Raw genomic sequence first — 24,336 nt, forward strand, 5'->3', positions numbered from 1 at the left:
GTGCTGGCTTCGCCGTCACTTTTCATGGTCAAACTGCCCGGAAGTCTCATGCGCAGCCGCCTGCTCCACCTCGTATCCAGCCTGCTTCTCACTGCCTCGGCGGTGGGTGTCGCCCAGGCCACCGACATCACCCAGCAACGTCAATATTACGATGAAGCCAAACGCGCCCTGGCCAAGGGTGACAAGGGGCCCTACCTGCGCTATGCCGATGCCCTGCGCGACTACCCGTTGACGCCTTACCTGGCCTACGACGAGCTGACCGCCCGGCTGAAAACCGCCAGCAACGCCGAAATCGAGAAATTCCTCGGCGCCCACGGCGACCTGCCCCAGGCCAACTGGATGAAGCTGCGCTGGTTGCGCTGGCTGGCCGAGCGTGGTGACTGGGCGACGTTTACCAAGTACTACGATCCGAAACTCAATTTCACTGAACTGGACTGCCTCAATGGCCAGTACCAGCTCAGCCATGGCCAGCGCGCCGAAGGCTTTGCCAGCGCAGAAAAACTCTGGCTGGTCGGCAAGTCGCAACCCGCGGCCTGCGACGCCCTGTTCGAGCGCTGGGCCGCCGAAGGCCAGTTGACCGAGCAAAAACGCTGGGAGCGCGCCAAGCTGGCGGCACAAACCCGCAATTATGCGCTGGCCAATACCCTGGTCAAAAGCCTCAACTCCCTGGCGCCGCAAGGCCGCCTGCTGATCGACGTGGCGCAAAAGCCCGAACTGCTCAACCAGCCCGGGCGCTTCACCCCGGTCAACGAGGCGATGTCCGACGTGGTCAGCCTGGGCCTGCGCCGCCTGGCCCGCCAGGACCCGGAGCGGGCCATGAACCTGCTCGATGACTACGCCAGCCGCATGCATTTCTCTCGCGACGAGAAAGTTGCCATCGCCCGCGAGATCGGCCTGACCCTGGCCCGCCGCTACGACCCGCGCGCCCTGGACCTGATGACCCGCTACGATCCGGAGCTGCGCGACAACACCGTCACCGAGTGGCGCCTGCGCCTGCTGCTGCGCCTGGGCCGCTGGGAAGATGCCTACGCGCTGACCAAGCGCCTGCCGCAAGACCTGGCCAGCAGCAACCGCTGGCGTTACTGGCAGGCGCGCAGCCTGGAGCTGGCACAGCCGAAGGACCCGCAAATCCCGCTGCTGTACAAAACCGTGGCTCGCGAGCGTGACTTCTACGGCTTCCTGGCCGCCGACCGCTCGCAAACGCCTTACCAGTTGAACAACAAGCCGCTGGTGCTGAGCCAGCAGGTGGTCAACAAGGTCCGCAACACCCCGGGGGTCAAGCGCGCACTGGAATTCCACGCCCGCGGCCAGATTGTCGACGGGCGTCGCGAGTGGTACCACGTCAGCCGCCACTTCAACCGTGACGAGATGGTCGCCCAGGCCAAGCTGGCCTACGACATGCGCTGGTACTTCCCGGCCATTCGCACCATCAGCCAGGCCAAGTACTGGGACGACCTGGACATCCGCTTCCCGATGGCCCACCGCGACACCCTGGTGCGTGAAGCCAAGGTACGTGGTCTGCATTCGAGCTGGGTGTTCGCCATTACCCGCCAGGAAAGCGCGTTCATGGACGACGCCCGCTCAAGCGTCGGCGCCAGTGGCCTGATGCAACTGATGCCGGCCACCGCCAAGGAGACCGCGCGCAAGTTCAGCATCCCGCTGGCTTCGCCTGCGCAGGTGTTCAACCCGGACAAGAACATCCAGCTGGGCGCCGCCTACCTGAGCCAGGTGCACAGCCAGTTCAACGGCAACCGGGTACTCGCCTCCGCCGCCTACAACGCCGGCCCGGGCCGCGTGCGCCAGTGGCTGCGCGGCGCCGACCACCTGAGTTTCGATGTCTGGGTCGAGTCGATTCCGTTCGACGAGACGCGCCAGTACGTGCAGAACGTGCTGTCGTACTCGGTGATCTACGGGCAGAAGCTCAATTCGCCACAGCCGCTGGTGGATTGGCATGAGCGGTATTTTGACGATCAGTGATCGTGTCCAGCCCATCGCCGGCAAGGCCGGCTCCCACAGGATTGACAGTGCTCCCAGGGTCGGTGCAAGACCTGTGGGAGCTGGCTTGCCAGCGATGAGGCCAGCCCTGCTTGCACATAACGCGTCGTCTGGATTGCGACCGCTTCGCGCTCGATCGCCGGCAAGTCCGGCTCCCACAGGATTGGCAGTGCGCTCAGGGGCGGTGCAAGACCTGTGGGAGCTGGCTTGCCAGCGATGAGGCCAGTCCAGCTTGCACATATCGCGTCGCCTGGATTGCGACCGCTTCGCGCTCGATCGCCGGCAAGGCCGGCTCCCGCTGGATTGGCAGTGCTCCCAGGGTCGGTGCAAGACCTGTGGGAGCTGGCTTGCCAGCGATGAGGCCAGCCCTGCTTGCACATAACGCGTCGTCTGGATTGCGACCGCTTCGCGCTTGATCGCCGGCAAGTCCGGCTCCCACAGGATTGGCAGTGCGCCCAGGGGCGGTGCAAGACCTGTGGGAGCTGGCTTGCCAGCGATGAGGCCAGCCCTGCTTGCACATAACGCGTCGTCTGGATTGCGACCGCTTCGCGCTCGATCGCCGGCAAGTCCGGCTCCCACAGGATTGGCAGTGCGCTCAGGGGCGGTGCAAGACCTGTGGGAGCTGGCTTGCCAGCGATGAGGCCAGTCCAGCTTGCACATATCGCGTCGCCTGGATTGCGACCGCTTCGCGCTCGATCGCCGGCAAGGCCGGCTCCCGCTGGATTGGCAGTGCTCCCAGGGTCGGTGCAAGACCTGTGGGAGCTGGCTTGCCAGCGATGAGGCCAGCCCTGCTTGCACATAACGCGTCGTCTGGATTGCGACCGCTTCGCGCTTGATCGCCGGCAAGTCCGGCTCCCACAGGATTGGCAGTGCGCCCAGGGGCGGTGCAAGACCTGTGGGAGCTGGCTTGCCAGCGATGAGGCCAGCCCTGCTTGCACATAACGCGTCGTCTGGATTGCGACCGCTTCGCGCTCGATCGCCGGCAAGTCCGGCTCCCACAGGATTGGCAGTGCGCTCAGGGGCGGTGCAAGACCTGTGGGAGCTGGCTTGCCAGCGATGAGGCCAGCCCTGCTTGCACATAACGCGTCGTCTGGATTGCGACCGCTTCGCGCTCGATCGCCGGCAAGGCCGGCTCCCACAGGATTGGCAGTGCGCCCAGGGGCGGTGCAAGACCTGTGGGAGCTGGCTTGCCAGCGATGAGGCCAGTCCAGCTTGCACATAACGCGTCGTCTGGATTGCGACCGCTTCGCGCTCGATCGCCGGCAAGTCCGGCTCCCACAGGATTGGCAGTGCCCCAGGGATGGTGCAAGACCTGTGGGAGCTGGCGTTGCCAGCGATGCAAGGCAAAGCCTTGCCTGGTTACTCCAGCACCGTCACCGCCATCCCCACCTCAAGCACCCCCGCGCCATCCGCCACCAGGTTCTGGCCAAACAGCACATCCCCCTCCTTCTGCCGATAGGTGCGCAAGGTCGCCAGCGGTTCGCGGTCCGGGCTGCGCTCGCCGGTCTGCGGGTCAATGGTGGTCATGATGCAACGCTCGCACGGCTTGAGCACCCGGAACTCGACCGCGCCGATGCGGATCCGCTTCCAGCCATCCTCGGCAAACGCCGCACTGCCCTCCACCACCAGGTTGGGACGAAAGCGCAGCATCTCCAGTGGCCGCCCGACCTTGTCGACCAGGTCATCCAGCGACGCCTGGCCAATCAGCAGCAAGGGAAAACCGTCGGCGAACGCCACGCGGTCGCTGTTCAGACCATAACCATTGGGTAGATAACGCGTGCGTTGCTCTGGCACATGAACCAGGCGCACGTCCTTGCCGATGAACCGACTGAGCCACTGCGCGGCAGCATCGCCGGCATCCGGCACGCGAAAGGTATCGCGCCAGATAGTGATGCCGCGCAGGTCGCTATCGGGCTCCGGCACGCCAACGTGCAGCGCCGGGTAGCCTGGTGCCTGAAGGGCGAGGCTGCCGTCGGCGTTGTGCAAGGCCGCCAGCTGGCTCATCTGCGGGTACATGCGCTGGGTCAGAAAACGCCCATTGTCACGTTCCACCAGCATCCAGCGGCGGTCCCCGCTCAACCCCAGAAGGTCCAGCGAGGAGGTTTGCAGCGCCTCACCGCGCGCTGATTTGAGCGGGTATCGGTACAATGCACTCAGGCGCATCATGACCTGCCTTGTGTCGGTTAAAACCCTAGCTTATACCGACTCAGGCCGTGGCTTCATCCAGCATCAGCCGTTGGCGCACGACATCGACCAGCTTGTCGGGCTGGAACTTGGAGAGGAAGTTGTCGCAGCCGACCTTCTTCACCATCGATTCGTTGAAGCTGCCGGACAACGACGTATGCAGCACCACGTACAGCGAGCGCAGGCGCGGGTCGTTGCGGATCTCGGTGGTCAGGCGGTAGCCGTCCATTTCCGGCATTTCGGCGTCGGTGAAGACCATCAGCAGCTTCTCGCAGACATCCTCGCCAGCGTCGGCCCAGCCCTTGAGCATGCGCAGGGCCTTGAGGCCATCGCTGGCCACGTGCATCTTCACCCCCAGTTGCGACAAGGTGTCACGCAGCTGCGCCAGGGCCACGGTGGAGTCGTCCACCAGCAGCACTTCGCGACCACGGGCACGGCCCAGCAGCGGATCTTCGAGCTTGTCGCGCGACACTTTGGCGCTGTACGGGACGATTTCCGCCAGCACCTTCTCGACGTCGATGATTTCCACCAGTTGCTCGTCGACCTTGCTGATCGCTGTCAGGTAGTGCTGACGACCGGCACTGGTCGGCGGCGGCATGATGGCTTCCCAGTTCATGTTGACGATGCGGTCGACGCCACCGACCAGAAAGGCCTGCACCGAGCGGTTGTACTCGGTGACGATGATGGTGCTGCCCGGGCCCGGCTCCAGCGGGCGCATGCCGATGGCCTGGGACAGGTCGATCACCGGCAGGGTCTGCCCGCGCAAGTTGACCACGCCACAGACGTACGCGTGACGCTGTGGCATCAGGGTCAGCTTGGGCATCTGCAGCACTTCCTGGACCTTGAACACGTTGATCGCGAACAGTTGCCGGCCCGCCAGGCGGAACATCAGGATTTCCAGGCGGTTCTCGCCCACCAGCTGCGTTCTTTGGTCTACCGTGTCGAGAATGCCAGCCATCGAAGAGCCCCCAGGTGTGTCGAAAATGATCCCAATGGCCCTGTATCGGCCGTTTGCCGCAGAGCTTGACCCCTTGAAAAAAATGCTCTGCAGCCCATTGATGTCATTTTACCATCATGCTTTACTGCGCTCACCTCTCCGCTGTCGCAAACGCCCGCAAAGGGTCGTATCGAAAACACCGTATCAGGGAATCCCCTAGTGACAATCGGGTGAGACCTGATGTTCGCAATATCCATTAGCCATTAATGTGACGCCATTCTCATTGCATGAACGGAGTCAGGCTTTTGTCAGCGATCGCCTCATGGTGGCCAGCCCCTGCTCCAGCCTTTCGCGCTGGAGCCAAATGATGGCTAACGACGCACTGCACAACAGCGCCCTGCAGGAATTCCTGATCGACGCCCAGGTGCTGCTGACCAAGGCAGAGGAATGCCTGCTGCACCTGCAACTGATCGATAACGATCCGGATGCCTGCCACTGCCTGAACGACACCCTGGCAACCCTGGTGGAACGCGCACAGACCCTTGGCCTGGTCGAGGTCGCCGCCTACAGCCAGCAGTTGCAAGCGCTGCTGGAGCCGGCACAGGCGCAACCGGCGCTGCAGGGTGAAGCCCTGCAGGCCCTGGAAAGCTGCCTGACCTTGCTGGCCTGGCAACTGGAATTGATCGACCCGCACACCGGCCGCCTGAGCCTGGACACCGAGGAACAGGTGCAACTGCTCGACACCCTGGCCACTGCCCTGAGCCCGCAAACCGCTCTGGCCTGCACCTCTTGCATCGAGACCCAGCACCTCTGCGAACACTCCGAACCGTCCATGACTGCGCCCGCCACCGCGCATGCCTGCGCACTTTCCTCGCCAACCAGGGTCAACTAAGCGGCATAACAACAATGCCCTGGCGAAGATAACCGGCTCCCTGACGAGTGCACACTAAGGTCAAACTTAGTGTATTTTCCGGCACCTCTAATTATTCGCAAAAAATATTCCGTTTAATTGATATCGGGCAAAATTCCATCCCCACAAACTGATGGCATAGTGCTAGATTCGAAGGCAATCGGAACCGCCGTGCCAGCCCGTAAAATCTGGCTATTCAGTCAGTTATCAGAGTTCGCGACCAATTGTATTTGAAGTGATACCATGCGCGCTGATGAAGTCATGCACCTCACCTGGCGCCCCCAAGACAGAGCACGCCGACTTTCATCGCCGCACCCCAGCGCCGACATTTAAACGTTATTGAAGGCAATTCGACAAAAGCCTCTAGTTTGACCTTTGCAAGGCTTTCAACAGCGATATTTCAGTGGCTTCATTTCCTATGCTCTCAAGCCTCAAGACACTCAAGCGCTGGCGCCCCGGCGCCTCTCTGTTGCGCTGGGCGACCGCCCTGCTGTGCCTGGCCTCGATTGCCGTTAACCTGGCCCTGTACCTGCTTGAGCAACCGTTGCCGGGCGCAGCCCTGGCCCTGCAACTGATCGCCCTGCTGAGCATTGCCTGGCAACTGCGTCAGTGGGCGCGTTCGATTGCCCTGCGCCCGGCGGAACTTGCCGACCGGTTGCTCAAGGTGCAGGAAAGCGAACGCCAGCGCCTGAGCCGCGAACTGCACGACGATATCGGCCAACTGCTGACCGCCGCCAAGCTTCAGGCCGACTGGCTGCAACGTCGTGCCCCGGCTGAGCTGCAGGAGCACTGCAGTACTTTGCGCAGCACCCTGGATGACACCCTGGCCAATGTTCGCGATGTCTCGGCCATCCTCAACCCCCGGCAGTTGGCTAGCCTGGGGCTGGAAGCCAGCCTGCGCGCCCACCTGCTGCGCACCCTGGAGAACACCAATGTGCACTGGAGCCTGGAGTGCCGTCAGCGCCTGGGCGGCATCCCGGAAGACATGGCAATTGCCGCCTTTCGCATCACCCAGGAGGCGGTGACCAACATACTGCGCCATGCCAGGGCCAACAACCTGGTGGTTCGTATCCAGCGCCAGCCCGAAGGCCTGGCACTGTCGATCAGCGATGACGGCCTGGGCTTTCTGCCCGCCAGCAATCCGGCCGACGAAGGCCAACGCGGCATGGCCGGAATGCTCGAGCGTGCCGGCTTGCTCAATGGCACACTGTCAGTCACCAGCCAGCCCGGCCTGGGCACCCAGATCGACGCCCTGTTCCCCTGGCCTCCCCGTACCCTCGAACGCGCCAAGACAAGTAACGCCCCATGACCTGTACATTGTTGTTGGTGGATGACCACTCATTGATCCGCGCAGGTGTTCGCGCACTGGTGTCAGATATACCCGGCTATGCCGTGATCGGCGAAGCCAACGACGGCGGCCAGGTGCCCGAACTGGTCATGCAACTGGACCCGGACATCGTCTTGCTGGATATCTCCATGCGCTGCACCAGCGGCCTGGACGCCTTGAGCCGCTTGCGCGCCCTCGGCTGTCGCAGCAAGGTGTTGATTCTCTCCATGCACACCGATCCGGAGCTGATCATGCAGGCCCTGGAAAGCGGTGCCCACGGCTACCTGCTTAAAGACACCACCGCTACCGAACTTGAGCAGGCGCTGGCCGCGCTGCGTGGCAACGAGCGCTACCTGAGCCCGGCGATCGCCCACACCGTGATCAACCAGGCGCTGCTGCGCGCCCAATCAGGCAAGCCGGAAGCAGCCGAAAAGCACAACCTCACCGCCCGCCAACTGGAGATCCTGCGCCTGATCGTGCGCGGCAAATCGACGCGAGAAATCGCCCAGGGCCTGGGCCTGAGCATCAAGACCGTGGAAACCCACCGCTCGCAGATCATGAAACGCCTGCAAATCTACGATGTTGCCGGCCTGGTGCTGTTTGCCGTGCGCGAGCAGATCATCAGCCTGGACGACTGAGCAGCAGTACACCTGGCGCCAGGCGCACACGCAAGGCCGGGGCACAGCACGTGCCCGCCTCCAGCCTGGCGGCCATGACCAATGCCCAGACCCCATTGAGCATCGAGTATCGACGCCTTTTCTGGCGCGCTTTTACTGCATCGCACTTAACGTTTCAGCAGTCATTTGCACACCATTCATACAAATATCATTGAAAGCTTCGCCGCCCAGGCGCATCATTCGACAAATATTTGGCCTTTATGGATGGCGCCAGTGGTAAAAGTCATTTCCTTGACTCATTGCGCAAAAGCCTGCCAGGTTGCCCTGTTTACTTTTGCCGCACTGCCCAGGCAGTGCCCCTGACTCGAGGCTGTGAGATGAGTGTTCTGATCCCTTGCATCATCGCTGGCGGCGCCGGCACCCGCCTGTGGCCGGTATCGCGCGAAACCATGCCCAAGCCGTTCATGCGCCTGCCCGATGGCCAGAGCCTGCTGCAGAAGACCTTCGCCCGCGCCAGTCGGCTGGCCGATGTCGAGCGGGTACTGACAGTGACCAACCGCGAGGTGTTCTTCCGCACCCAAGACGAGTTCCGCCAGTTGAACAAGGCTAACCTGGCCCTGGACTATATCCTTGAACCCTTTGGCCGCAACACCGCTGCCGCCATCGCCGCAGCCGCCCTGCACTGCGCCCGGCTGTATGGTGAGGACGCACAATTGCTGGTGCTGCCGGCCGACCACCTGATCAACGACCTCAGCGCCTTCGACCAGGCTGTCAGCCAGGCCCGTGCGCTGGCCAGCCACGGCTGGCTGACCACATTCGGCCTGCTGCCGACCCGCGCCGAAACCGGATTTGGCTACATCGAAAAGGGCCAGCCACTCGACGCCCATGGCTTCAAGGTCGCACGCTTCGTGGAAAAACCCGATGCCGATACCGCACAGCAGTACCTCGAGGGCGGCCAGCACCTGTGGAATGCCGGGATGTTCTGCATGCGCGTCGATGCCATCCTGCATGAACTGGAACTGCACACCCCGCAACTGCTGGCAGCGGTCAATCGTTGCCTGGCCCAGAGCCCCTGCAAGGAAGGCGCGCGCGAGTGCCAGGTGGAACTGGACCCGGACAGCTTTGCCCAGGTGCCGGATATTTCCATCGACTATGCGGTGATGGAGGTCTCACAACAGGTCGCGGTACTGCCCAGCCAACTGGGCTGGAGCGATATCGGCAGCTGGGAGGCGGTGCGCGAGCTCACGACCGGCGATCACCAGGGCAACCGCTGCACCGGCGAAACCGTGCTGCACGATGTGCGTAACTGCTACATCGACTCACCACGGCGCCTGGTCGGTGCGGTGGGCCTGGATAACCTGATCATCATCGATACCCCCGACGCCCTGCTGATCGCTGACGCAGCCCGCAGCCAGGAGGTCAAGGTGATCGCCCAGCAGCTCAAGCGCCAGGGCCACGATGCCTTCCGCCTGCACCGTACGGTCAACCGCCCCTGGGGCACCTACACCGTGCTCGAGGAAGGCCCACGGTTCAAGATCAAGCGCATCATGGTCCGCCCCGATGCCTCGCTGTCGCTGCAGATGCATCACCACCGCAGCGAGCACTGGATCGTGGTCAGCGGCATGGCCTGCGTGACCAACGGCGAAGAGGAGTTTCTGCTCGACACCAACGAATCGACCTTCATCAAGCCCGGACGGGTGCACCGCCTGACCAACCCCGGGGTGATCGATCTGGTGATGATTGAAGTACAAAGTGGCGAATACCTGGGCGAGGACGACATCGTGCGCTTTACTGATATCTATGGACGCGCCCCGGAGCCAGCCGCAAGCTGATCCCCTTGGCGCGTCCATTTTTATCTGCATGCCGTTACCCGCCTGAACACTGAGGAAAGGGGTCATGCGCATACTCTGGACACTACCCTACCTGCCCTGGCCGACCACCAGCGGCGGTAAAACCCGGCAATACCACCTGCTGCGCAACCTGGCGCAGCGCGGTCATCGCATCACCTTGCTGGTGCAGTCGAAGATCCCCCCCAGCGACGCGGCCCGACAGGCGTTGGAGCCTTTGCTCGAACGCCTGATCGTGCTCCCCAGGCGCCCCTTGCACAGCCCGCTGAACCTGCTGGCGGCGATTTACCCCAGCTACCCGATGCGCGCCAGTATCAATGGCCTGGCGCCGCACCTGCGCCACTGCTTCGAGCAATTGCTGGACGAGCCCTGGGATGTGATCCAGATCGAACACAGCTATAGCTTTCAGCCATTCGAAAAAGCCCTGCAGAGTCGGCGGCTGCCGTTCGTGCTCAGTGAACACAACATCGAATCCGTCAACGGCGCCGCCTGTCACGACCGCTTGCCACTGTGGCTGCGCCCCTTCAATGCCTTCGATCGCTGGCGTTATCGGCGCTGGGAGAACCGTGTGCTCAGCCAGGCCCATGAAGTGGTGGCGGTCAGCCCCACTGACGCCGAGCACATCAGCCAGGTGACCGGTTCTGCGGTGTCGGTGGTGATCAACGGCGTGGACTGCGCGCACTACCAGGACATCCAGCCCTCGCTGCACAGCCAGCGCCTGCTGTTTGTCGGCAACTTCGAGTATGGCGCCAACCTTGAGGCCATCGAATGGGCGCTGGAGGACATTCTGCCGCAAGTCTGGCTGAGCAACCCGGCGGTGCGCCTGGCGGTGGTCGGCCACGCCTTGCCGCCCAGCTGGAAACTGCGCTGGACTGACCCGCGGATCGAATGGATCGGTTACCTGCCTGACCTGCGCGAACTGCAACGCAACTCGGCAATCTTCTTCGCCCCGCTACGCTACGGCGGCGGCTCGAAGATCAAGGTACTGGAAGCCATGGCCGCCGGGCTGCCGGTGGTGACGACGGGCAAAGGTGTGTCCGGCCTGCAAGTGACCCATGGCGAGCACTATCTGGCCAGTGACGATGGCGACCAGCTGGCCCTGATGATTACCCAACTGCTGAACCAGCCCTGGCGCCTGCGCCAGTTGTCGCAAGCGGCCCGGGAGTTTGTCTGCTGCCGGCATGACTGGAGCGTTGCCGCCGCCCAGCTGGAAAGCGTGCATGCACGTCCCAGCCTGCGTGCGCCAAGCAGTGCCACCCTGGTGGACGGCACGCTGCTCAGCCGATCAGCCAAGTAGTTCGCTCAAGGGAATGAACTGGACGATATCGCCTTTGCCCGGGGTCTGGCCCTCACGGACTTCGACCAGCCCCTCGGCCCAGGCAGCACTGCGCAATACACCCGAACTCTGGTTTTTGTAGATCAACGCACTGCCCTGCTCCAGACGCCCGCGCAGGTACTCGCGGCGGCTTCCGGCCTTGGGCCAGTCGAATCCGGCCGGTACCGGGAACTGCAGTGGCGTGACCTCGCTGACGCCCTGGCGGCGCAGCAGGTAAGGCCGGGTCAACAAGCCGAAGGTCACCAGGGTCGAGGCCGGATTGCCAGGCAAGCCGATGACCGGCACGCCTTTGTAATGACCAAAGGTCAGCGGCTTGCCCGGCTTGATCGCCAACTTCCACAACGACAGCTCGCCTTCTTCACGCAGTGCGATGCCCAGGTAATCCGCCTCGCCCACCGAAACGCCACCGGTAGACAGAATCAGATCGACGCCCTGCAACCCGGCCAGGCATTCACGGGTTTTCTCCAGGTCGTCAGCAAGAATGCCTGCATCGATCACTTCGCAGCCCAGGCGTTGCAGCCAGCTGCCAAGCAACCGCCGGTTGCTGTTGTAGATCTGTCCGGGACCGAGGGGCAAGCCGGGCTCGACCAACTCATCCCCGGTCGACAGCACCGCGACCTTCACCCGCCGCACCACCGTCAGTTCGGCACAGCCCAGTGACGCGGCCAGGCCCAACTCGATGGGCCCAAGGCGCGTACCGGCGGCCAATACCGCCTCGCCAACCCGGGTCTCCTGGCCTTGCGGGCGAATGTTCTGGCCGACGCGCAGCGGCTCGGTGAAACGCACACGCTGATCGTCCAGCAGCTCGGCGTTTTCCTGCATTTCGACGCAATCGGCCCCCACAGGCAGCGGCGCCCCGGTAAAGATTCGTGCACAGGTGCCCGGCTGCAACGGCTCGGGAGTATGCCCGGCGAATATCCGCTGGCTGACCGGCAACGGCGCGCCAGTCCAGTCGGCCAGGCGCAGGGCGTAGCCGTCCATGGCGCTGTTGGGCCAGGGCGGCAGGTCGAGGCTCGATACCAGCTCGTGGGCCAGCACGCGGCCTTCGGCGGCGGCCAGCGCGACCTGCTCGGTGTCGTTGATTGGCGCGGCTTCGGCCAGCGCGAGCAATTTGGCCAGGGCGTCTTCGACGGGCATCAATGGCGTGTGCATGGGCGTCTCAACCACGGCTTTCGCAGGGCGCAGCCTGCTTGAGGTGGGTGACGAAGTTGCACGGGCGATGACGGGCGTCGAGTTGCTCGGCAAGGATACCGTCCCAACCAGTGCGCACGGCATTGGTCGAGCCCGGCAGGCAGCACACCAGGGTGCCATTGGCCAGGCCGGCCAAGGCGCGGGACTGCACGGTGGAGGTGCCGATATCGGCCAGGGAGATATGGCGAAACAGCTCGCCGAAACCATCGACCTGCTTGTCCAGCAGGCAAGCCACGGCTTCCGGCGTGCTGTCACGCCCGGTGAAGCCGGTACCGCCAGTGATCAGCACCACCTGCACCTGCTCATCGGCGATCCAGGTCGCGACCTGAGCGCGGATCTTGTACAGATCGTCCTTGAGCAGCACCCGCGCAGCGAGGGCGTGGCCGGCCTCGGTCAGGCGGTCGACGAACACCTGGCCGGAGGTGTCGGTTTCCAGGGTGCGGGTATCGCTGACGGTCAGTACGGCAATGTTCAGCGGCACGAAAGGTACATCTGCCTTGGCTTTCATGGGACCTTGAATCCATTGATAGGGACGAATGAGCGGTGTTATATCACAGCCCTGCCCGCCTCGCGCCCGCCACCGGGCCAGGCATTGTGCCCAGTCAATAATGCTGGATTGCCGCTATGCTGCAATCTGCACGGAACTTGCGCAGGCGCCATGCGTCTCAAGAACCATTACGCACCATCCTTTACTGGAGAAACACAATGATTCAACGGACTCTTCCCGCTTTCCTGCTCGCCCTGGGTCTTGGCACCCTGGCCGGCTGCGCTTCGCCAACCGTCATTACCCTGAACGACGGTCGCGAAATCCAGGCGGTCGATACTCCGCAATACGATGAAGACTCGGGCTTCTACGAATTCGAACAGCTGGACGGCAAGCGCACCCGCATCAACAAGGACCAGGTCCGTACCGTCAAGGACCTGTGAGCTGATCGACAAGCCGCCTTCGGGGGCTTGCCGAGGAGAAAATTTTGAGTAATATTTTCTCCATCGGAGTGTAGCGCAGCCAGGTAGCGCGTCTCGTTCGGGACGAGAAGGCCGCAGGTTCGAATCCTGTCTCTCCGACCAGATTACTCAACAAAAAGCCCGCCCTCGTGCGGGCTTTTTCGTGCCCGGCAGACGAGCAGCACTGGCCAGCATTGCACGGCGACGGCGCTACCAGCAGAATGCGCGCCTTTCGAACATTGAGGTTGATTCACATGCGTAAGACTCTTGCCGCCCTGACCCTGGGCCTGCTGTGTGCACAAGGCGCCATGGCCGGCGATGGCCAGACCGCTGTAGGCGGTGGCCTGGGTGGTGTATTGGGTAACGTGGTCGGGCAAAAGCTGGGTGGCAGCACCGGCGCGGCCATTGGTGCCGGTGTCGGTGGTGCAGCGGGCAGCGCCATGGCCGCGAAGAAAGGCAACAAGACCAAGGCAGCCATTGGTGGCGGCCTGGGTTCGGCCGGTGGCTCGCTGGTAGGCGGCAAACTGGGTGGCAGCACCGGCTCGGCGATTGGCGCAGGCTTGGGTGGTGCAGCCGGTGGTGCGCTGGGTAATAACCTGGCGGACAGTCACCGCAAGAAGCGGCACTGATCCAGAACCGGCGATGCTTTTTGAAGGCATGAAACAAACAACCCCCTGAACAGGGGGTTGTTTGTTTCTACCGTAGCAAATGCTTACAGCGCAGGCTCAGCCTGTACCGCAGCGGCCGCTTCCGGCAGCACCGGAACATACAGCAGGCCCAGACGCGAGCTGCTCCATTCACGGGTCTTGTTGGTCAGCTCAAGGTTGTTGTTGAGCTTCTGGCCATAGGTCGGAACGATTTCCTTCAGCTTGGCCTGCCACTCAGGGGTCTTGATGCGATCCTTGAAGGTCTTTTCCAGCACGGTCAGCATGATCGGCGCAGCGGTCGAGGCACCTGGCGAGGCGCCCAGCAGTGCGGCAATGGTGCCGTCCTGGGCAGCAACGACTTCGGTACCGAACTGCAGGATGCCGCCGTGCTCAGGGTCCTTCTTGATCACCTGGACGCGTTGACCGGCCTGCAGCAGCTTCCAGTCTTCGTTCTTGGCGTTCGGGAAGTACTCGCGCAGGGCCGTCATGCGGTCATCGAAGCTCAGCATCAACTGACCCATCAGGTAGGTGCTCAGGTCGATATTGTCGATACCGGCGTGGGTCATCGGCATGATGTTGTGGGTAGTCAGCGCCGCGAACATGTCCAGCAGCGAGCCGTTCTTCAGGAACTTGGTCGAGAAGGTGGCAAACGGGCCGAACAGCAGCACTTCCTTGCCGTCGATCACGCGGGTGTCCAGGTGCGGAACCGACATCGGCGGTGCACCGACCGACGCCTTGCCGTACAGCTTGGCCTTGTGACGGGCAACGATGTCCTGGTTGTCGGTCATCAGGAACTGGCCACCGACCGGGAAGCCGGCATAGCCGTCTGCTTCAGGGATGCCCGACTTCTGCAGCAGCTTCAGGGCGCCACCACCGGCACCGATGAAGACGAACTTGGCCTTGATGCTGCTCTCGGCACCCTTGTTGGCCAGGTCAGCGACGACCACAGTCCAGGTGTTGTCGGCATTGCGCACGATGTCGCGCACTTCGTGCTGGACGTGCAACTTGACGTTGTCGTGCTTGGTCAGCGAGGCGAACAGCTGGCGGGTGATCTCGCCGAAGTTGACGTCGGTACCGATCGGCATGCGGGTGGCGGCGATCTTCTGGTCGGCGGCACGGCCTTCCATCACGATCGGTACCCACTTCTTGATCTGCTCGTGGTCTTCGGAGTACTCCATGCCACGGAACAGCGAGCTGTGCTGCAGGGCTTCATGACGCTTCTTGAGGAACTCGACGTTCTTGTCGCCCCAGACGAAGCTCATGTGCGGCACGTTGTTGATGAACGACTTCGGGTTGCTCAGCACGTTCTGCTCGATCTGGTAGGCCCAGAACTGCTTGGAGATCTCGAACTGCTCGTTGACCCCAACGGCCTTGCTGATATCGATCTTGCCGTCGGCGCCTTCGCTGGTGTAGTTCAGCTCGCAAAAGGCAGAGTGACCGGTACCGGCGTTGTTCCAGGCGTTGGAGCTTTCTTCGGCGACCTTGTCCAGGCGCTCATAGATGTCGATCGACCAACCGGGTTCCAGCTCATTGAGGTAGGTACCCAGGCTTGCACTCATGATGCCGCCGCCGATCAGCAGCACGTCTACGGTTTTCTCGGGCTCACTGGGCTTGGAGCAACCGATGACACTCAGGCACAGGAGCGTCAGCAGGATTTTTTTCATAGTTCAATCCAATTGAAGTGAAGTAATTGGCAATGACCGCAGGTCCCGTAGTGCACGCCCGGATTCTTGTTGTTGCTCGCGCAGTCCAAGGCTCAGCGTAGCTGGTGCTCAGGCAGTCGGCCGGATGCACAGGCAATGGATGGCGGCTGGGGTTGTTCGATGGATCGGGAACGGTCGTCACGCCAGACACGGGGCAAGGCCGCCGCTGTCAGGGTGGGTCGCCTTAAAGCAGGAAACGGGCCAACTTTCACAAGACCAACGGCTAATAGCTAGGACGAGTCGTCGCACCCCAACTTTAACGGTTTAGCTGGCGACAATCCGCCACATTGCCAGGCTACGGACGCTGGATGTGGCGGATTTCCCCCTTCGCTGCTCAAGCACTCAGGCGTGCAGTGACTTCGCCAAGCTGCCCGGACAGCCCGTGCAAATGCTGGCCGGCCTGCTCTGTCTGCTGCACGGCCTGCTGGTTGGTGGTGGCGATGCGGGTGATTTCCACCAGGTTGCGGGAGATATCCTCGGCAACGCTGGTTTGCTCTTCGGCGGCCGTGGCAATCTGCCGGTTCATATCGCGAATGGCCTCCACCGCCACGGTGATGCGCTGCAGCATCTGCCCGGCCTGCTGCACCTGTTCGGCCCCCTCCTCGCTGCGCCGCTGGCCGCTTTCGATGGCCTTGACCGCGTCCACGGCGCCGGACTGCACGGCACTGATGATCTGGTTGATTTCAGCAATGGAGGCCGCTGTACGCTGGGCCAGGCTGCGCACTTCATCGGCGACCACGGCAAAGCCGCGCCCGGCCTCCCCGGCCCGCGCCGCCTCAATGGCAGCATTGAGCGCCAACAGGTTGGTCTGCTCGGCAATACCGCGAATCACTTCCAGGACCTTGCCAATGCGCCCGCTATCGGCTTCCAGATGACGAATCACCTCGGCGGTGCCGGCGATTTCCTGGTTGACCACGGCAATGGTGTCGATGGTCTGCTGCATCACCTGCTCGCCGGCCTGGGCGCTGTGATCGGCTTCATCGGCGGCACGCGCGGCGTCGGCGGCATGGCGGGCAACTTCCTGGGCGGTCGCGGACATTTCATGCATCGCCGTGGCGACCTGGTCGGTACGCTGGAACTGATCGTCGGTGCCGCGCGCCATGTTGCCGGCAATGCCGCGCAATTCACCGCTGGCGCTTTCCAGCTCACCGGCGTTGCGCTGCAGGCGGCTGAAGGTGTCGGCAAGAAAGTCGCGCAGGGTATTGGCCGCCACTGCCAGCCGCCCCAGCTCATCCCGACGCTCACTGGCGACCCGGGCCTCGAAGCGCCCTTGGCTCAGTTGCGCGACATAGTCGATCAAGCTGCGGATCGGCTCGATCAGGCTGCGGTTGACCAGCCACAGGCTGAACAGGCCGACCAGCACGGCCGAGCCGAACATCACCAGCAGCCCCAGCCAGACGGTGCGCTCAGCCGACTGGCTGATGGCCTGGGCGCGCGCCTGGGCATCAGTGCGCAGTTGCGTGACCAGCGCGCTCATCTGTTCGCTGGCGGCGCGGTCGACGCCTTTAACCGCCTGGTCGCCGACCGCAGGATCAGCACCCGCGGCCAGAAACGCCTGACGCCCTTGTGCGTATGCCTGGCCCAACTGCCGGTGACTGTCCTTGAGCTGCTCGGCGCGGGCCTTGAGCGGCTGCTCGCTGTGCTCGATCAACTGGTCAAGGATGCCTTGCACCTGCTGCTCGCGCGCCAAGAACTGCTGCCAGTACTTGTCCAGCTCGGTGGGCTGCTTGCCGCGCAGCAGCACGTTCTTCCATTCCTGGACCTGAACCTTGAACTGCAGGTTGGCCTCATCGATCAACTGCGACGCCTGCAACGGCCCGTCGATCAATTGCCCATAGCCACGCACGCTGGAGGACAACAATTGAAAACACACCAGGGCGATCAGCAGAATCGCCAGCAGGCTGCCGCCGAGCAAGGCGAGGATTTGTACTCTGAGGGATGTACGCAACATCGGAAGAAGTCCCGAAACAAGGAATGAGGACGCGACGCACGTGGCGTCGACCCGGCAAAGACCTCCCTGTCCTTGTTCTTTGGCCGCTGACGGCAGGCCAAAAAAAAGCTGCCATCGATCGATAGCAGCCAGGTTCAAGCATTACGCAACAGCTGGAGCAGATAGTCTCAAGGCATTGCTACAGAATTGTGACAGTCTGTAGGAGGCCGTCACAAATCCGTCATGGTGTTGAACTGCAACGCCGCCAGCCGCGCATACAAGGGGCTCTCGGCAATCAACTGGCGATGACTGCCGATCGCCACCAACCGGCCCTGGTCGATCACCGCAATGCGATCAGCATGCTGCACCGTGGCCAGGCGATGGGCGATCACCAGGGTGGTGCGCCCGCTCATCAAGGTCGGCAGCGCTTGCTGGATCAGGTGCTCGCTCTGGGCATCGAGGGCGCTGGTGGCTTCATCGAGCAACAGGATCGGTGCATCCATCAGCAACGCCCGGGCAATCGCCAGGCGCTGGCGCTGACCACCCGACAATCCGAGGCCAGCATCCCCCAGATGGGTCTGATAACCCTTGGGCAACTGCAGGATGAATTCATGGGCATGGGCACTGCGGGCCGCGGCCTGGACCTGCTCGACGGTGGCATCGGCCCGCCCGTAGCGGATGTTGTCTTCCACCGTCCCAAAAAACAGCGCCGGGTTTTGCGCCACCAGGGCGAAGTGGCGGCGCAGGTCCTGGGGATCCAGGCGACTGATATCCTGGCCATCGAGCCGGATGCACCCTTGCTGCGGGTCATAAAAACGCAGCAGCAGGTCGAACAGCGTCGACTTGCCCGCCCCCGACGGGCCGACCAGGGCCAGGGTTTCGCCGGGCTCGACCGTCAGGCTCAAGCCATCGATGGCGGGCGGCGTCGGCCGTGACGGATAGGCAAAACCCACGGCCTGCAACTCGACCCGCCCGCTGGCCCGCGCAGCCGTACGCTGCAGGCCTTGCGCCGGCGCAACAATCTCGCTGCGCGCCGCCAGCAGCTCGGCAATCCGCTCGGCCGCCCCTGCGGCACGCTGCAGCTCACCGATCACTTCGCTCAAGGTACCAAAAGCACTGCCGACGATCAGGCTGTAGAACACGAAAGCGGCCAGTTCACCCCCGGAAATGCGCCCGGCGATCACATCCATGCCACCGACCCAGAGCATCACCCCGACCGCGCCAAGCACCAACACGATCACCAAGGTGATCAGCCAGGCGCGCTGGAGGATGCGCTGGCGTGCCACAGCGAAGGCCGCCTCGACCGTCGTGGCGAATCGCTGCTGGTCACTGGCCTGATGGTTGTAGGCCTGCACGGTCTTGATCTGGCCGAGGGTTTCGGCCACGTAACTGCCAACATCGGCCACCCGGTCCTGGCTTTGCCGCGACAGGCTGCGCACCCGCCGGCCGAAGATCAGGATCGGCGCCAGCACCAGCGGCAAGGCCAGCACCACGATACTGGTGAGCTTGGGGTTGGTGACAAACAGCAGGACGATCCCGCCCAGCACCATCAAGGCATTGCGCAGGAACAACGACAGCGACGAGCCGATCACCGACTGCAGCAAGGTGGTATCGGCGGTCAGCCGCGACTGGATTTCCGAGCTGCGGTTGTTTTCGAAAAAGCCCGGGTGCAGGTCGATCAGGTGGTCGAACACCTGCTGGCGGATATCGGCCACGCAACGCTCGCCAATCCAGGACACCAGGTAAAAGCGGCTGAAGGTGCCGATCGCCAGGGCCAGCACCAATAGCAGGAACAGGCCGATGGACTGATTGAGCAGGTGCGGCGAGCGGGTCATGAAGCCCTGGTCGACCAACAGGCGGATGCCCTGGCCCATGGACAGGGTAATCGCCGCGGTGACTATCAGCGCCAGCAAGGCCAGCAGCACCTGCTTGCGGTAAGGACGGATGAAGCGCCACCCCAGGCGCATGGCCTGGCGCTGGCGGGGAGAAAACCGGTTGAGCATGGAGTACGCCGCTTGTCTGCTGTTTGCGCCAGCCTACACCGGACCGCTCGTCCAGCGCCAAGGAACTCCCGGTAATGGCAGGCGTCGGAACCAGAACCTGGGCATATAAGACCCAGGGCGCAGCGGGCTAGACCGTTTCGGTCTAAAGTACCACTGGAGGTTTACTCACCTTTCTGGTGGAGTGGACAGGTCGCACAGTGATAAACGAAAGAGCTGTCACAGGCCGGTCACGAGGCGATTCTAGTCTGAGCTTGCAACCTGATGAGGAGACAGGAAATGAGCTTGCAACAAGGCAATACCCAGGAAAAACCCGTGCCTAACCCGCAGGCATCGGTAGGCGGCACGATCATCGACAAGGATGGTAAAGAAATTATCATCACCGAAGAGATGATCCAGCATGCCTGCGAGGAGCTGGAAAAAAGCCGGGTAGAACTCGCCAAGAAAGACTGACCCACCCGAATTCTTCAACCCGGCGCACGCGCCGGGTTTTTATTGCCCGCGATTCAGACCAGCACTGCGCCCAGGGCGCGGGCCATCTGCGCCAACTGCGGCGCCTGGCCGTGCAAGCGCACGGCCAGACCTTCGATCTCGCGACGCGGCGGGTAGTGTTTGCGCAGGCGGTCGAAGGCGGCCTTCTGCTGAGCCGGGTCGCGGCTCAAACTACGGCGAAAGTCAGCATCGTCGCGGCGCGGGTCGTACACTGCGCGGCACAGGGTGGCCAGGGCCCAGGCCGGATCGGTCTCGGCCTGCAAGGCGATTTCGGCCAGCCACGGCTGCGGTAGCAGGTCGGCCAGTTGCACCCGCTCAGGTTCGCCGCGCCAAGCGCAGAACGCCTGATAGATCTGCGCCGTGCCGCGTTGCTTGCCGTCCAGGCTGTAGCCGGCAATATGCGGGGTGGCAATCACGCAGAGGTCGGCCAGGGCCAGGTCGACCTGGGGCTCACCTTCCCAGACATCAAGCACCGCCTGGATATCATCGCGCTCGCGCAGTAGCTGGCGCAGGGCCTGGTTGTCGACCACCGGGCCACGGCTGGCATTGATCAACCAGGCGCCGGGGCGCAGGCAGGCCAGTTGCTCCTGGCCAAGCAGGTGCCAGGTCGGCAGCTCGCCGCCGCGGGTCAGCGGGGTATGCAGGCTGATCACATCGCACTGTTCAAGCACCTGCTCCAGGCTCACGTAGTCGCCGCCTTCGCGCGCCTGACGCGGCGGATCACACACCAGCACCTGCCAGCCCAGGCCACGCAGCACCTCGACCAGGCGCCCACCGACTTCACCGGCCCCCACCACCCCATAGGTACGCGCAGACAAGCTGGCGCCGTCGAGTTCGGCCAGGGTCAGCAGGCTGCCGAGCACATAATCGACCACCCCACGGGCGTTGCAACCCGGCGCGCTGGACCAGTGAATACCGGCCTCGGCGAAGTAGTCCAGGGCCAGGTGATCGGTGCCGATGGTGCAGGTGCCGACAAACTTCACCTGGCTGCCTTCGAGCAAGGCCCGGTCGACCTGGGTCACCGAACGCACCAGCAGCACGTCGGCGTCCTTCACGCAGGCGGCATCGATAGCGCGCCCGGGATAACGGCGGATCTCGCCGAAGCCGGCAAAGAAGGCATCGAGCAGCGGGATATTCTCGTCAGCAACAATCAGCATGGCGCTCTCCTATCGGGGTGCGCAGTGTAGGCCGATACGGGTGGACTGATCCACAGGCAGGCAAGGTTTCCTGACTGCCGCGTCAAGGCGTAGACTAGCCGGCTTTGCCCATCTTTTATGTGGACGCCTGCCTTGTGACACCGATGACTGCCGATACCCCAACCCCTGCCCTGTCGCGTCCGGCGCGGGTCCGCACCGAGCTGCGCGGCCTGCTGATGCTGGCCACGCCAATCATCATTGCCCAGCTGGCGACCACCGCCATGGGCTTTGTCGATGCGGTGATGGCTGGCCGGGTCAGCCCGCGCGACCTGGCAGCCGTGGCCCTGGGCAACTCGATCTGGATCCCGGTGTACCTGCTGATGACCGGCACCCTGCTGGCGACCACGCCCAAGGTTGCCCAGCGCTATGGTGCCGGCCAGCATGCCGAGATCGGCCCGCTGGTGCGTCAGGCGTTGTGGCTGGCGCTGAGCGTTGGCCTGATTGCCAGCGGCCTGTTGCTCAGCGCCGAACCAATCCTGCAGGTGATGAAAGTCGACCCGCAACTGGTGGCGCCGAGCATGGGCTATTTGCAAGGCATTGCCTTCGGCTTCCCCGGCGTCGCCCTTTATTACGTGCTGCGCTGCTATAGCGATGCCCTGGGCCGGACCCGGCCAAGCATGGTCATCGGCCTGTCCGGCCTGCTGCTGAACATTCCACTGAACTATGTGCTGATCTACGGCCATCTGGGCCTGCCGGCCCTGGGCGGCGTCGGTTGCGGCTGGGCCAGTGGCATTGTCATGTGGTTCATGGCCCTGAGCATGGCCGCCTGGACCCGCTGGGCCCCGGCCTATGCCCAAAGCCGGGTGCTGGTGCGCTGCGACAAGCCGCAGTGGCCGGTGATCAAGCGCCTGATCGGCGTCGGTCTGCCGATCGGTATCGCAGTATTCGCCGAGTCGAGCATCTTCGCGGTGATTGCCTTGCTGATCGGCAGCCTCGGCCCGACCGTGGTCGCCGGGCACCAGATTGCCCTGAACATCAGCTCGCTGCTGTTCATGATTCCGTATTCACTGGGGATGGCGGTGACCGTGCGGGTTGGCCAGGCGGTTGGCGCCGGGTTGCCACGCCAGGCGCGCTTCGCCGCCCTGGTCGGCCTGGGCGCGGCGCTGGTGTTCGCCTGCTTCTCGGCCAGCTTGATCCTGCTGATGCGCGAGCCGATCGCCTCGATCTACACCCCGGATACGGCAGTGATCCAGATTGCCGCGATGCTCATCGTGTATGCCGCGCTGTATCAGTTCTCCGATGCCATCCAGGTGATCGCCGCCGGTGCCCTGCGCGGCTACCAGGACACCCGGGTGACCATGATCCTGACCCTGTTCGCCTACTGGGGCATTGGCTTGCCGGTGGGTTATGTATTGGGCCTGACCGACCTGTTCGGCCCGGCCAGCGGCCCCAACGGCCTGTGGGAAGGCCTGATTGCCGGGCTCACCTGCGCGGCGCTGATGCTGGCGATTCGATTGGCGCGCAGCAGCGCCAAGCACATTCGCCGGGCTGAAAAGCGTTAGTCGAGCTTCTTGCGGATCCAGTACAGGTAGGTGCCCGCGTCTTCCTGCTGCTGGACCAGTTCGTGGTCCAGGAACACACAGAACTTGGGGATATCGCGACGGGTCGAGGGATCGGTGGCGATCACCTTGAGCAGGCCACCGGCGGCCAGGTCGCGGATGTGCTGGTGCAGCATCATCACCGGCTCCGGGCAGTTGAGGCCGGTGGCGTCGAGGATGGCATCTGGGGTCAGGTCAGTCATGTAGAACTCCGGAAACAATCAGCTATTATCGCTCATGCACACGGCAGGGTCATCTTCGCTGGGCTGATCGCCGGCAACGCCGGCTCCCACAGGTTTTGCAGCCACCCTTGCCAGCGATGGCCTCACCGCGGTTTCAGATCCAGGCGGCGCAAGTGGCAGGTCACTTCTTCGCGGTCGTGATACAGCTGCTTGCAGCCAATCGACACCTTGACCTTGCGCGCCTTGAAGCCTTCCTCGATGCGTTCGAGCAAGCGCCGCACTTCGGCATAGCGCTGCTTCATCGGCAACTTGAGGTTGACCACCGCCTCCCGGCACAGGCCTTCACCCAGCCAGGTTTCCAGCAAGGCAGCACTGCGCGCCGGCTTCTCGACGATATCGCAGACCATCCAGTCCACGGTTTGCTTGGGCTTGTAGGTAAAGCCGTCGGCCATCAGGTGCTGGACCAGGCCGGTGTCCATCAGGCTTTCGGCCATGGGACCGTTGTCGATGGCGGTCACCAGCATGCCGCGCTTGACCAGTTGATAGGTCCAGCCACCCGGCGCCGCGCCGAGGTCGACCCCGGTCATGTCATCGGACAGCCGTGCATCCCACTGGTCGCGCGGGATGAAGTGGTGCCAGGCCTCTTCCAGCTTCAGGGTCGAACGGCTCGGTGCTTCGCGGGGGAATTTCAGGCGCGGAATGCCCATCGGCCACATCGCCGAGTTGTCCGCCGCCGCCAGGCCGACAAACACCCGCCGGCCGCTGACGAAGGTCAGTAGCAAACGTGGCTTGTGTGCATCCTCAACCAGGCGCCCCGCCTTGCTCAGGGCTTTGCGCAGCGGCACTTCGAACTTGCGGCAAAAGGTCGAAAGCTCTTTGCCGTCGTTGGTGTCCATCACCTCCAGCCACAGGCTGCCGCACTGCGGATAATCAGCCAGGGCGTCGAGCAGTACGCTGATGCGATCGGTTTCCGGCAGCTCGATGAACGCGCCGCGGGCCCATTGCCGGGGGAAGATCAGCTGGGCAAAACGCAGCTCGCGCATCATTTGCTCGGCACCTTCGGCGTCGTTGCAGATGAACTCGGCGCAGGCGCTCTGCGGCTTGGCCTTGGCGTAGCCGGCGACGTTCAGGCGCGCGGCGTGCTCGGCGATTTCGGCACAGACTTCACTTTCGAAACCGGGCCGGCAATGCATAAACAGGGTATTCATCTTCACTCCAGGACGGATGGCGCCCAATCACGCCAACCCTGACCGGGCGCAATACGCAGCGCCGGTAAATCGGCGAATGATAAAGGAAGTTCGGAACCTGCGACACTTCCTGCCGGTCCAGTACATGGTCAGGTCCGCCAAACAGGGCTAA

The 24,336-nt window shown here is 63.2% G+C and carries 20 protein-coding genes, 1 tRNA gene and 1 pseudogene; 11 read left to right on the plus strand and 11 right to left on the minus strand.

All coding sequences use genetic code 11. The features are described from left to right. Positions 1 to 48 precede the first annotated feature (48 nt). Positions 49 to 1,977, plus strand: coding sequence for a transglycosylase SLT domain-containing protein (locus tag KHO53_RS01970; protein WP_213569922.1), 1,929 nt, complete (start codon positions 49 to 51; stop codon positions 1,975 to 1,977). 1,377 nt (positions 1,978 to 3,354) lie between these two features. Here the strand turns inward: KHO53_RS01970 and KHO53_RS01975 are convergent. Further along, entirely contained in the window at positions 3,355 to 4,161 is an 807-nt protein-coding gene (locus tag KHO53_RS01975; RefSeq protein WP_213569923.1) for an MOSC domain-containing protein, read from the minus strand. 40 nt (positions 4,162 to 4,201) lie between these two features. Continuing rightward, complete coding sequence (locus tag KHO53_RS01980) at positions 4,202 to 5,137, minus strand: chemotaxis protein CheV (protein WP_010223367.1); 936 nt, start codon at positions 5,135 to 5,137, stop codon at positions 4,202 to 4,204. Positions 5,138 to 5,483: 346 nt separating this feature from the next. Between KHO53_RS01980 and KHO53_RS01985 the strand changes: the two genes are divergently transcribed. The 5 genes from KHO53_RS01985 (at position 5,484) to KHO53_RS02005 (ending at position 11,114) form a co-directional block, all read left to right on the plus strand. Continuing rightward, positions 5,484 to 6,008: a hypothetical protein gene (locus KHO53_RS01985; protein ID WP_036996516.1), complete on the plus strand. Its 525-nt coding sequence runs from the start codon at positions 5,484 to 5,486 to the stop codon at positions 6,006 to 6,008. Between the two features lie 436 nt (positions 6,009 to 6,444). Beyond that, positions 6,445 to 7,335 (plus strand): sensor histidine kinase, encoded by an 891-nt coding sequence (locus KHO53_RS01990; protein WP_010223365.1) that lies wholly within the window; start codon positions 6,445 to 6,447, stop codon positions 7,333 to 7,335. Beyond that, positions 7,332 to 7,991, plus strand: a complete 660-nt coding sequence (locus tag KHO53_RS01995; protein WP_010223364.1) for a response regulator — start codon at positions 7,332 to 7,334, stop codon at positions 7,989 to 7,991. The genes KHO53_RS01990 and KHO53_RS01995 overlap by 4 nt, the downstream gene beginning before the upstream one ends. Before the next feature lie 356 nt (positions 7,992 to 8,347). Next, complete coding sequence (locus KHO53_RS02000) at positions 8,348 to 9,802, plus strand: mannose-1-phosphate guanylyltransferase/mannose-6-phosphate isomerase (RefSeq protein WP_010223363.1); 1,455 nt, start codon at positions 8,348 to 8,350, stop codon at positions 9,800 to 9,802. 64 nt (positions 9,803 to 9,866) lie between these two features. Next, positions 9,867 to 11,114 carry a glycosyltransferase family 4 protein gene (locus KHO53_RS02005; RefSeq protein WP_100782014.1) on the plus strand — a complete coding sequence of 416 codons (1,248 nt, stop codon included), beginning with the start codon at positions 9,867 to 9,869 and terminating at the stop codon, positions 11,112 to 11,114. Here KHO53_RS02005 and KHO53_RS02010 read toward each other — a convergent pair. Further along, positions 11,103 to 12,305, minus strand: coding sequence for a molybdopterin molybdotransferase MoeA (locus tag KHO53_RS02010; protein ID WP_213569924.1), 1,203 nt, complete (start codon positions 12,303 to 12,305; stop codon positions 11,103 to 11,105). The genes KHO53_RS02005 and KHO53_RS02010 overlap by 12 nt on opposite strands. Positions 12,306 to 12,312: 7 nt before the next feature. Further along, on the minus strand, positions 12,313 to 12,852 hold the full coding sequence (moaB, locus tag KHO53_RS02015) for a molybdenum cofactor biosynthesis protein B (protein ID WP_036996416.1): 540 nt from the start codon (positions 12,850 to 12,852) through the stop codon (positions 12,313 to 12,315). Between the two features lie 197 nt (positions 12,853 to 13,049). Here moaB and KHO53_RS02020 point away from each other — a divergent pair, with 197 nt between their 5' ends. From KHO53_RS02020 to KHO53_RS02030, 3 genes are all read left to right on the plus strand, one after another. Next, the gene (locus tag KHO53_RS02020) at positions 13,050 to 13,271 is read left to right on the plus strand and encodes a YgdI/YgdR family lipoprotein (RefSeq protein ID WP_010223359.1); all 222 of its coding nucleotides are present in this window, start codon (positions 13,050 to 13,052) and stop codon (positions 13,269 to 13,271) included. A 64-nt stretch (positions 13,272 to 13,335) separates the two neighbouring features. Continuing rightward, positions 13,336 to 13,412 (plus strand) — tRNA-Pro (locus KHO53_RS02025). Between the two features lie 131 nt (positions 13,413 to 13,543). After that, positions 13,544 to 13,918, plus strand: coding sequence for a hypothetical protein (locus KHO53_RS02030; RefSeq protein WP_010223358.1), 375 nt, complete (start codon positions 13,544 to 13,546; stop codon positions 13,916 to 13,918). Positions 13,919 to 14,001: 83 nt separating this feature from the next. On the opposite strand, the gene mqo is transcribed toward KHO53_RS02030, so the two are convergent. From mqo to KHO53_RS02045, 4 genes and pseudogenes are all read right to left on the minus strand, one after another. Then, on the minus strand, positions 14,002 to 15,600 hold the full coding sequence (gene mqo / locus KHO53_RS02035; protein WP_010223357.1) for a malate dehydrogenase (quinone): 1,599 nt from the start codon (positions 15,598 to 15,600) through the stop codon (positions 14,002 to 14,004). A 373-nt stretch (positions 15,601 to 15,973) separates the two neighbouring features. Continuing rightward, the gene (locus KHO53_RS25895; protein ID WP_412034236.1) at positions 15,974 to 16,741 is read right to left on the minus strand and encodes a methyl-accepting chemotaxis protein; all 768 of its coding nucleotides are present in this window, start codon (positions 16,739 to 16,741) and stop codon (positions 15,974 to 15,976) included. A 165-nt stretch (positions 16,742 to 16,906) separates the two neighbouring features. Then, positions 16,907 to 17,590: pseudogene (locus KHO53_RS25900) on the minus strand (methyl-accepting chemotaxis protein); the annotation flags it as partial. 209 nt (positions 17,591 to 17,799) lie between these two features. Beyond that, entirely contained in the window at positions 17,800 to 19,572 is a 1,773-nt protein-coding gene (locus tag KHO53_RS02045; protein WP_010223355.1) for an ABC transporter transmembrane domain-containing protein, read from the minus strand. Between the two features lie 276 nt (positions 19,573 to 19,848). Here KHO53_RS02045 and KHO53_RS02050 point away from each other — a divergent pair, with 276 nt between their 5' ends. Then, positions 19,849 to 20,022 carry a PA1571 family protein gene (locus KHO53_RS02050; protein ID WP_010223354.1) on the plus strand — a complete coding sequence of 58 codons (174 nt, stop codon included), beginning with the start codon at positions 19,849 to 19,851 and terminating at the stop codon, positions 20,020 to 20,022. A 53-nt stretch (positions 20,023 to 20,075) separates the two neighbouring features. Here KHO53_RS02050 and pdxB read toward each other — a convergent pair whose 3' ends face one another. Next, positions 20,076 to 21,218 carry a 4-phosphoerythronate dehydrogenase PdxB gene (gene pdxB, locus KHO53_RS02055; RefSeq protein ID WP_010223353.1) on the minus strand — a complete coding sequence of 381 codons (1,143 nt, stop codon included), beginning with the start codon at positions 21,216 to 21,218 and terminating at the stop codon, positions 20,076 to 20,078. A gap of 143 nt (positions 21,219 to 21,361) precedes the next feature. Here pdxB and KHO53_RS02060 point away from each other — a divergent pair, with 143 nt between their 5' ends. Continuing rightward, positions 21,362 to 22,759 (plus strand): MATE family efflux transporter, encoded by a 1,398-nt coding sequence (locus tag KHO53_RS02060; protein WP_010223352.1) that lies wholly within the window; start codon positions 21,362 to 21,364, stop codon positions 22,757 to 22,759. On the opposite strand, the gene tusA is transcribed toward KHO53_RS02060, so the two are convergent. Together tusA and rlmM are read right to left on the minus strand one after the other, a co-directional pair. Further along, positions 22,756 to 22,998 carry a sulfurtransferase TusA gene (gene tusA / locus KHO53_RS02065; protein ID WP_010223351.1) on the minus strand — a complete coding sequence of 81 codons (243 nt, stop codon included), beginning with the start codon at positions 22,996 to 22,998 and terminating at the stop codon, positions 22,756 to 22,758. The two genes, KHO53_RS02060 and tusA, sit on opposite strands and share 4 nt — an antisense overlap. 122 nt (positions 22,999 to 23,120) lie before the next feature. Beyond that, positions 23,121 to 24,185 carry a 23S rRNA (cytidine(2498)-2'-O)-methyltransferase RlmM gene (rlmM, locus tag KHO53_RS02070; protein WP_036996421.1) on the minus strand — a complete coding sequence of 355 codons (1,065 nt, stop codon included), beginning with the start codon at positions 24,183 to 24,185 and terminating at the stop codon, positions 23,121 to 23,123. Between the last annotated feature and the right edge of the window lie 151 nt (positions 24,186 to 24,336).

This window comes from Pseudomonas sp. RC2C2, assembly GCF_018390435.1.
GTDB classification, from domain to species: Bacteria; Pseudomonadota; Gammaproteobacteria; order Pseudomonadales; family Pseudomonadaceae; genus Aquipseudomonas; species Aquipseudomonas donghuensis.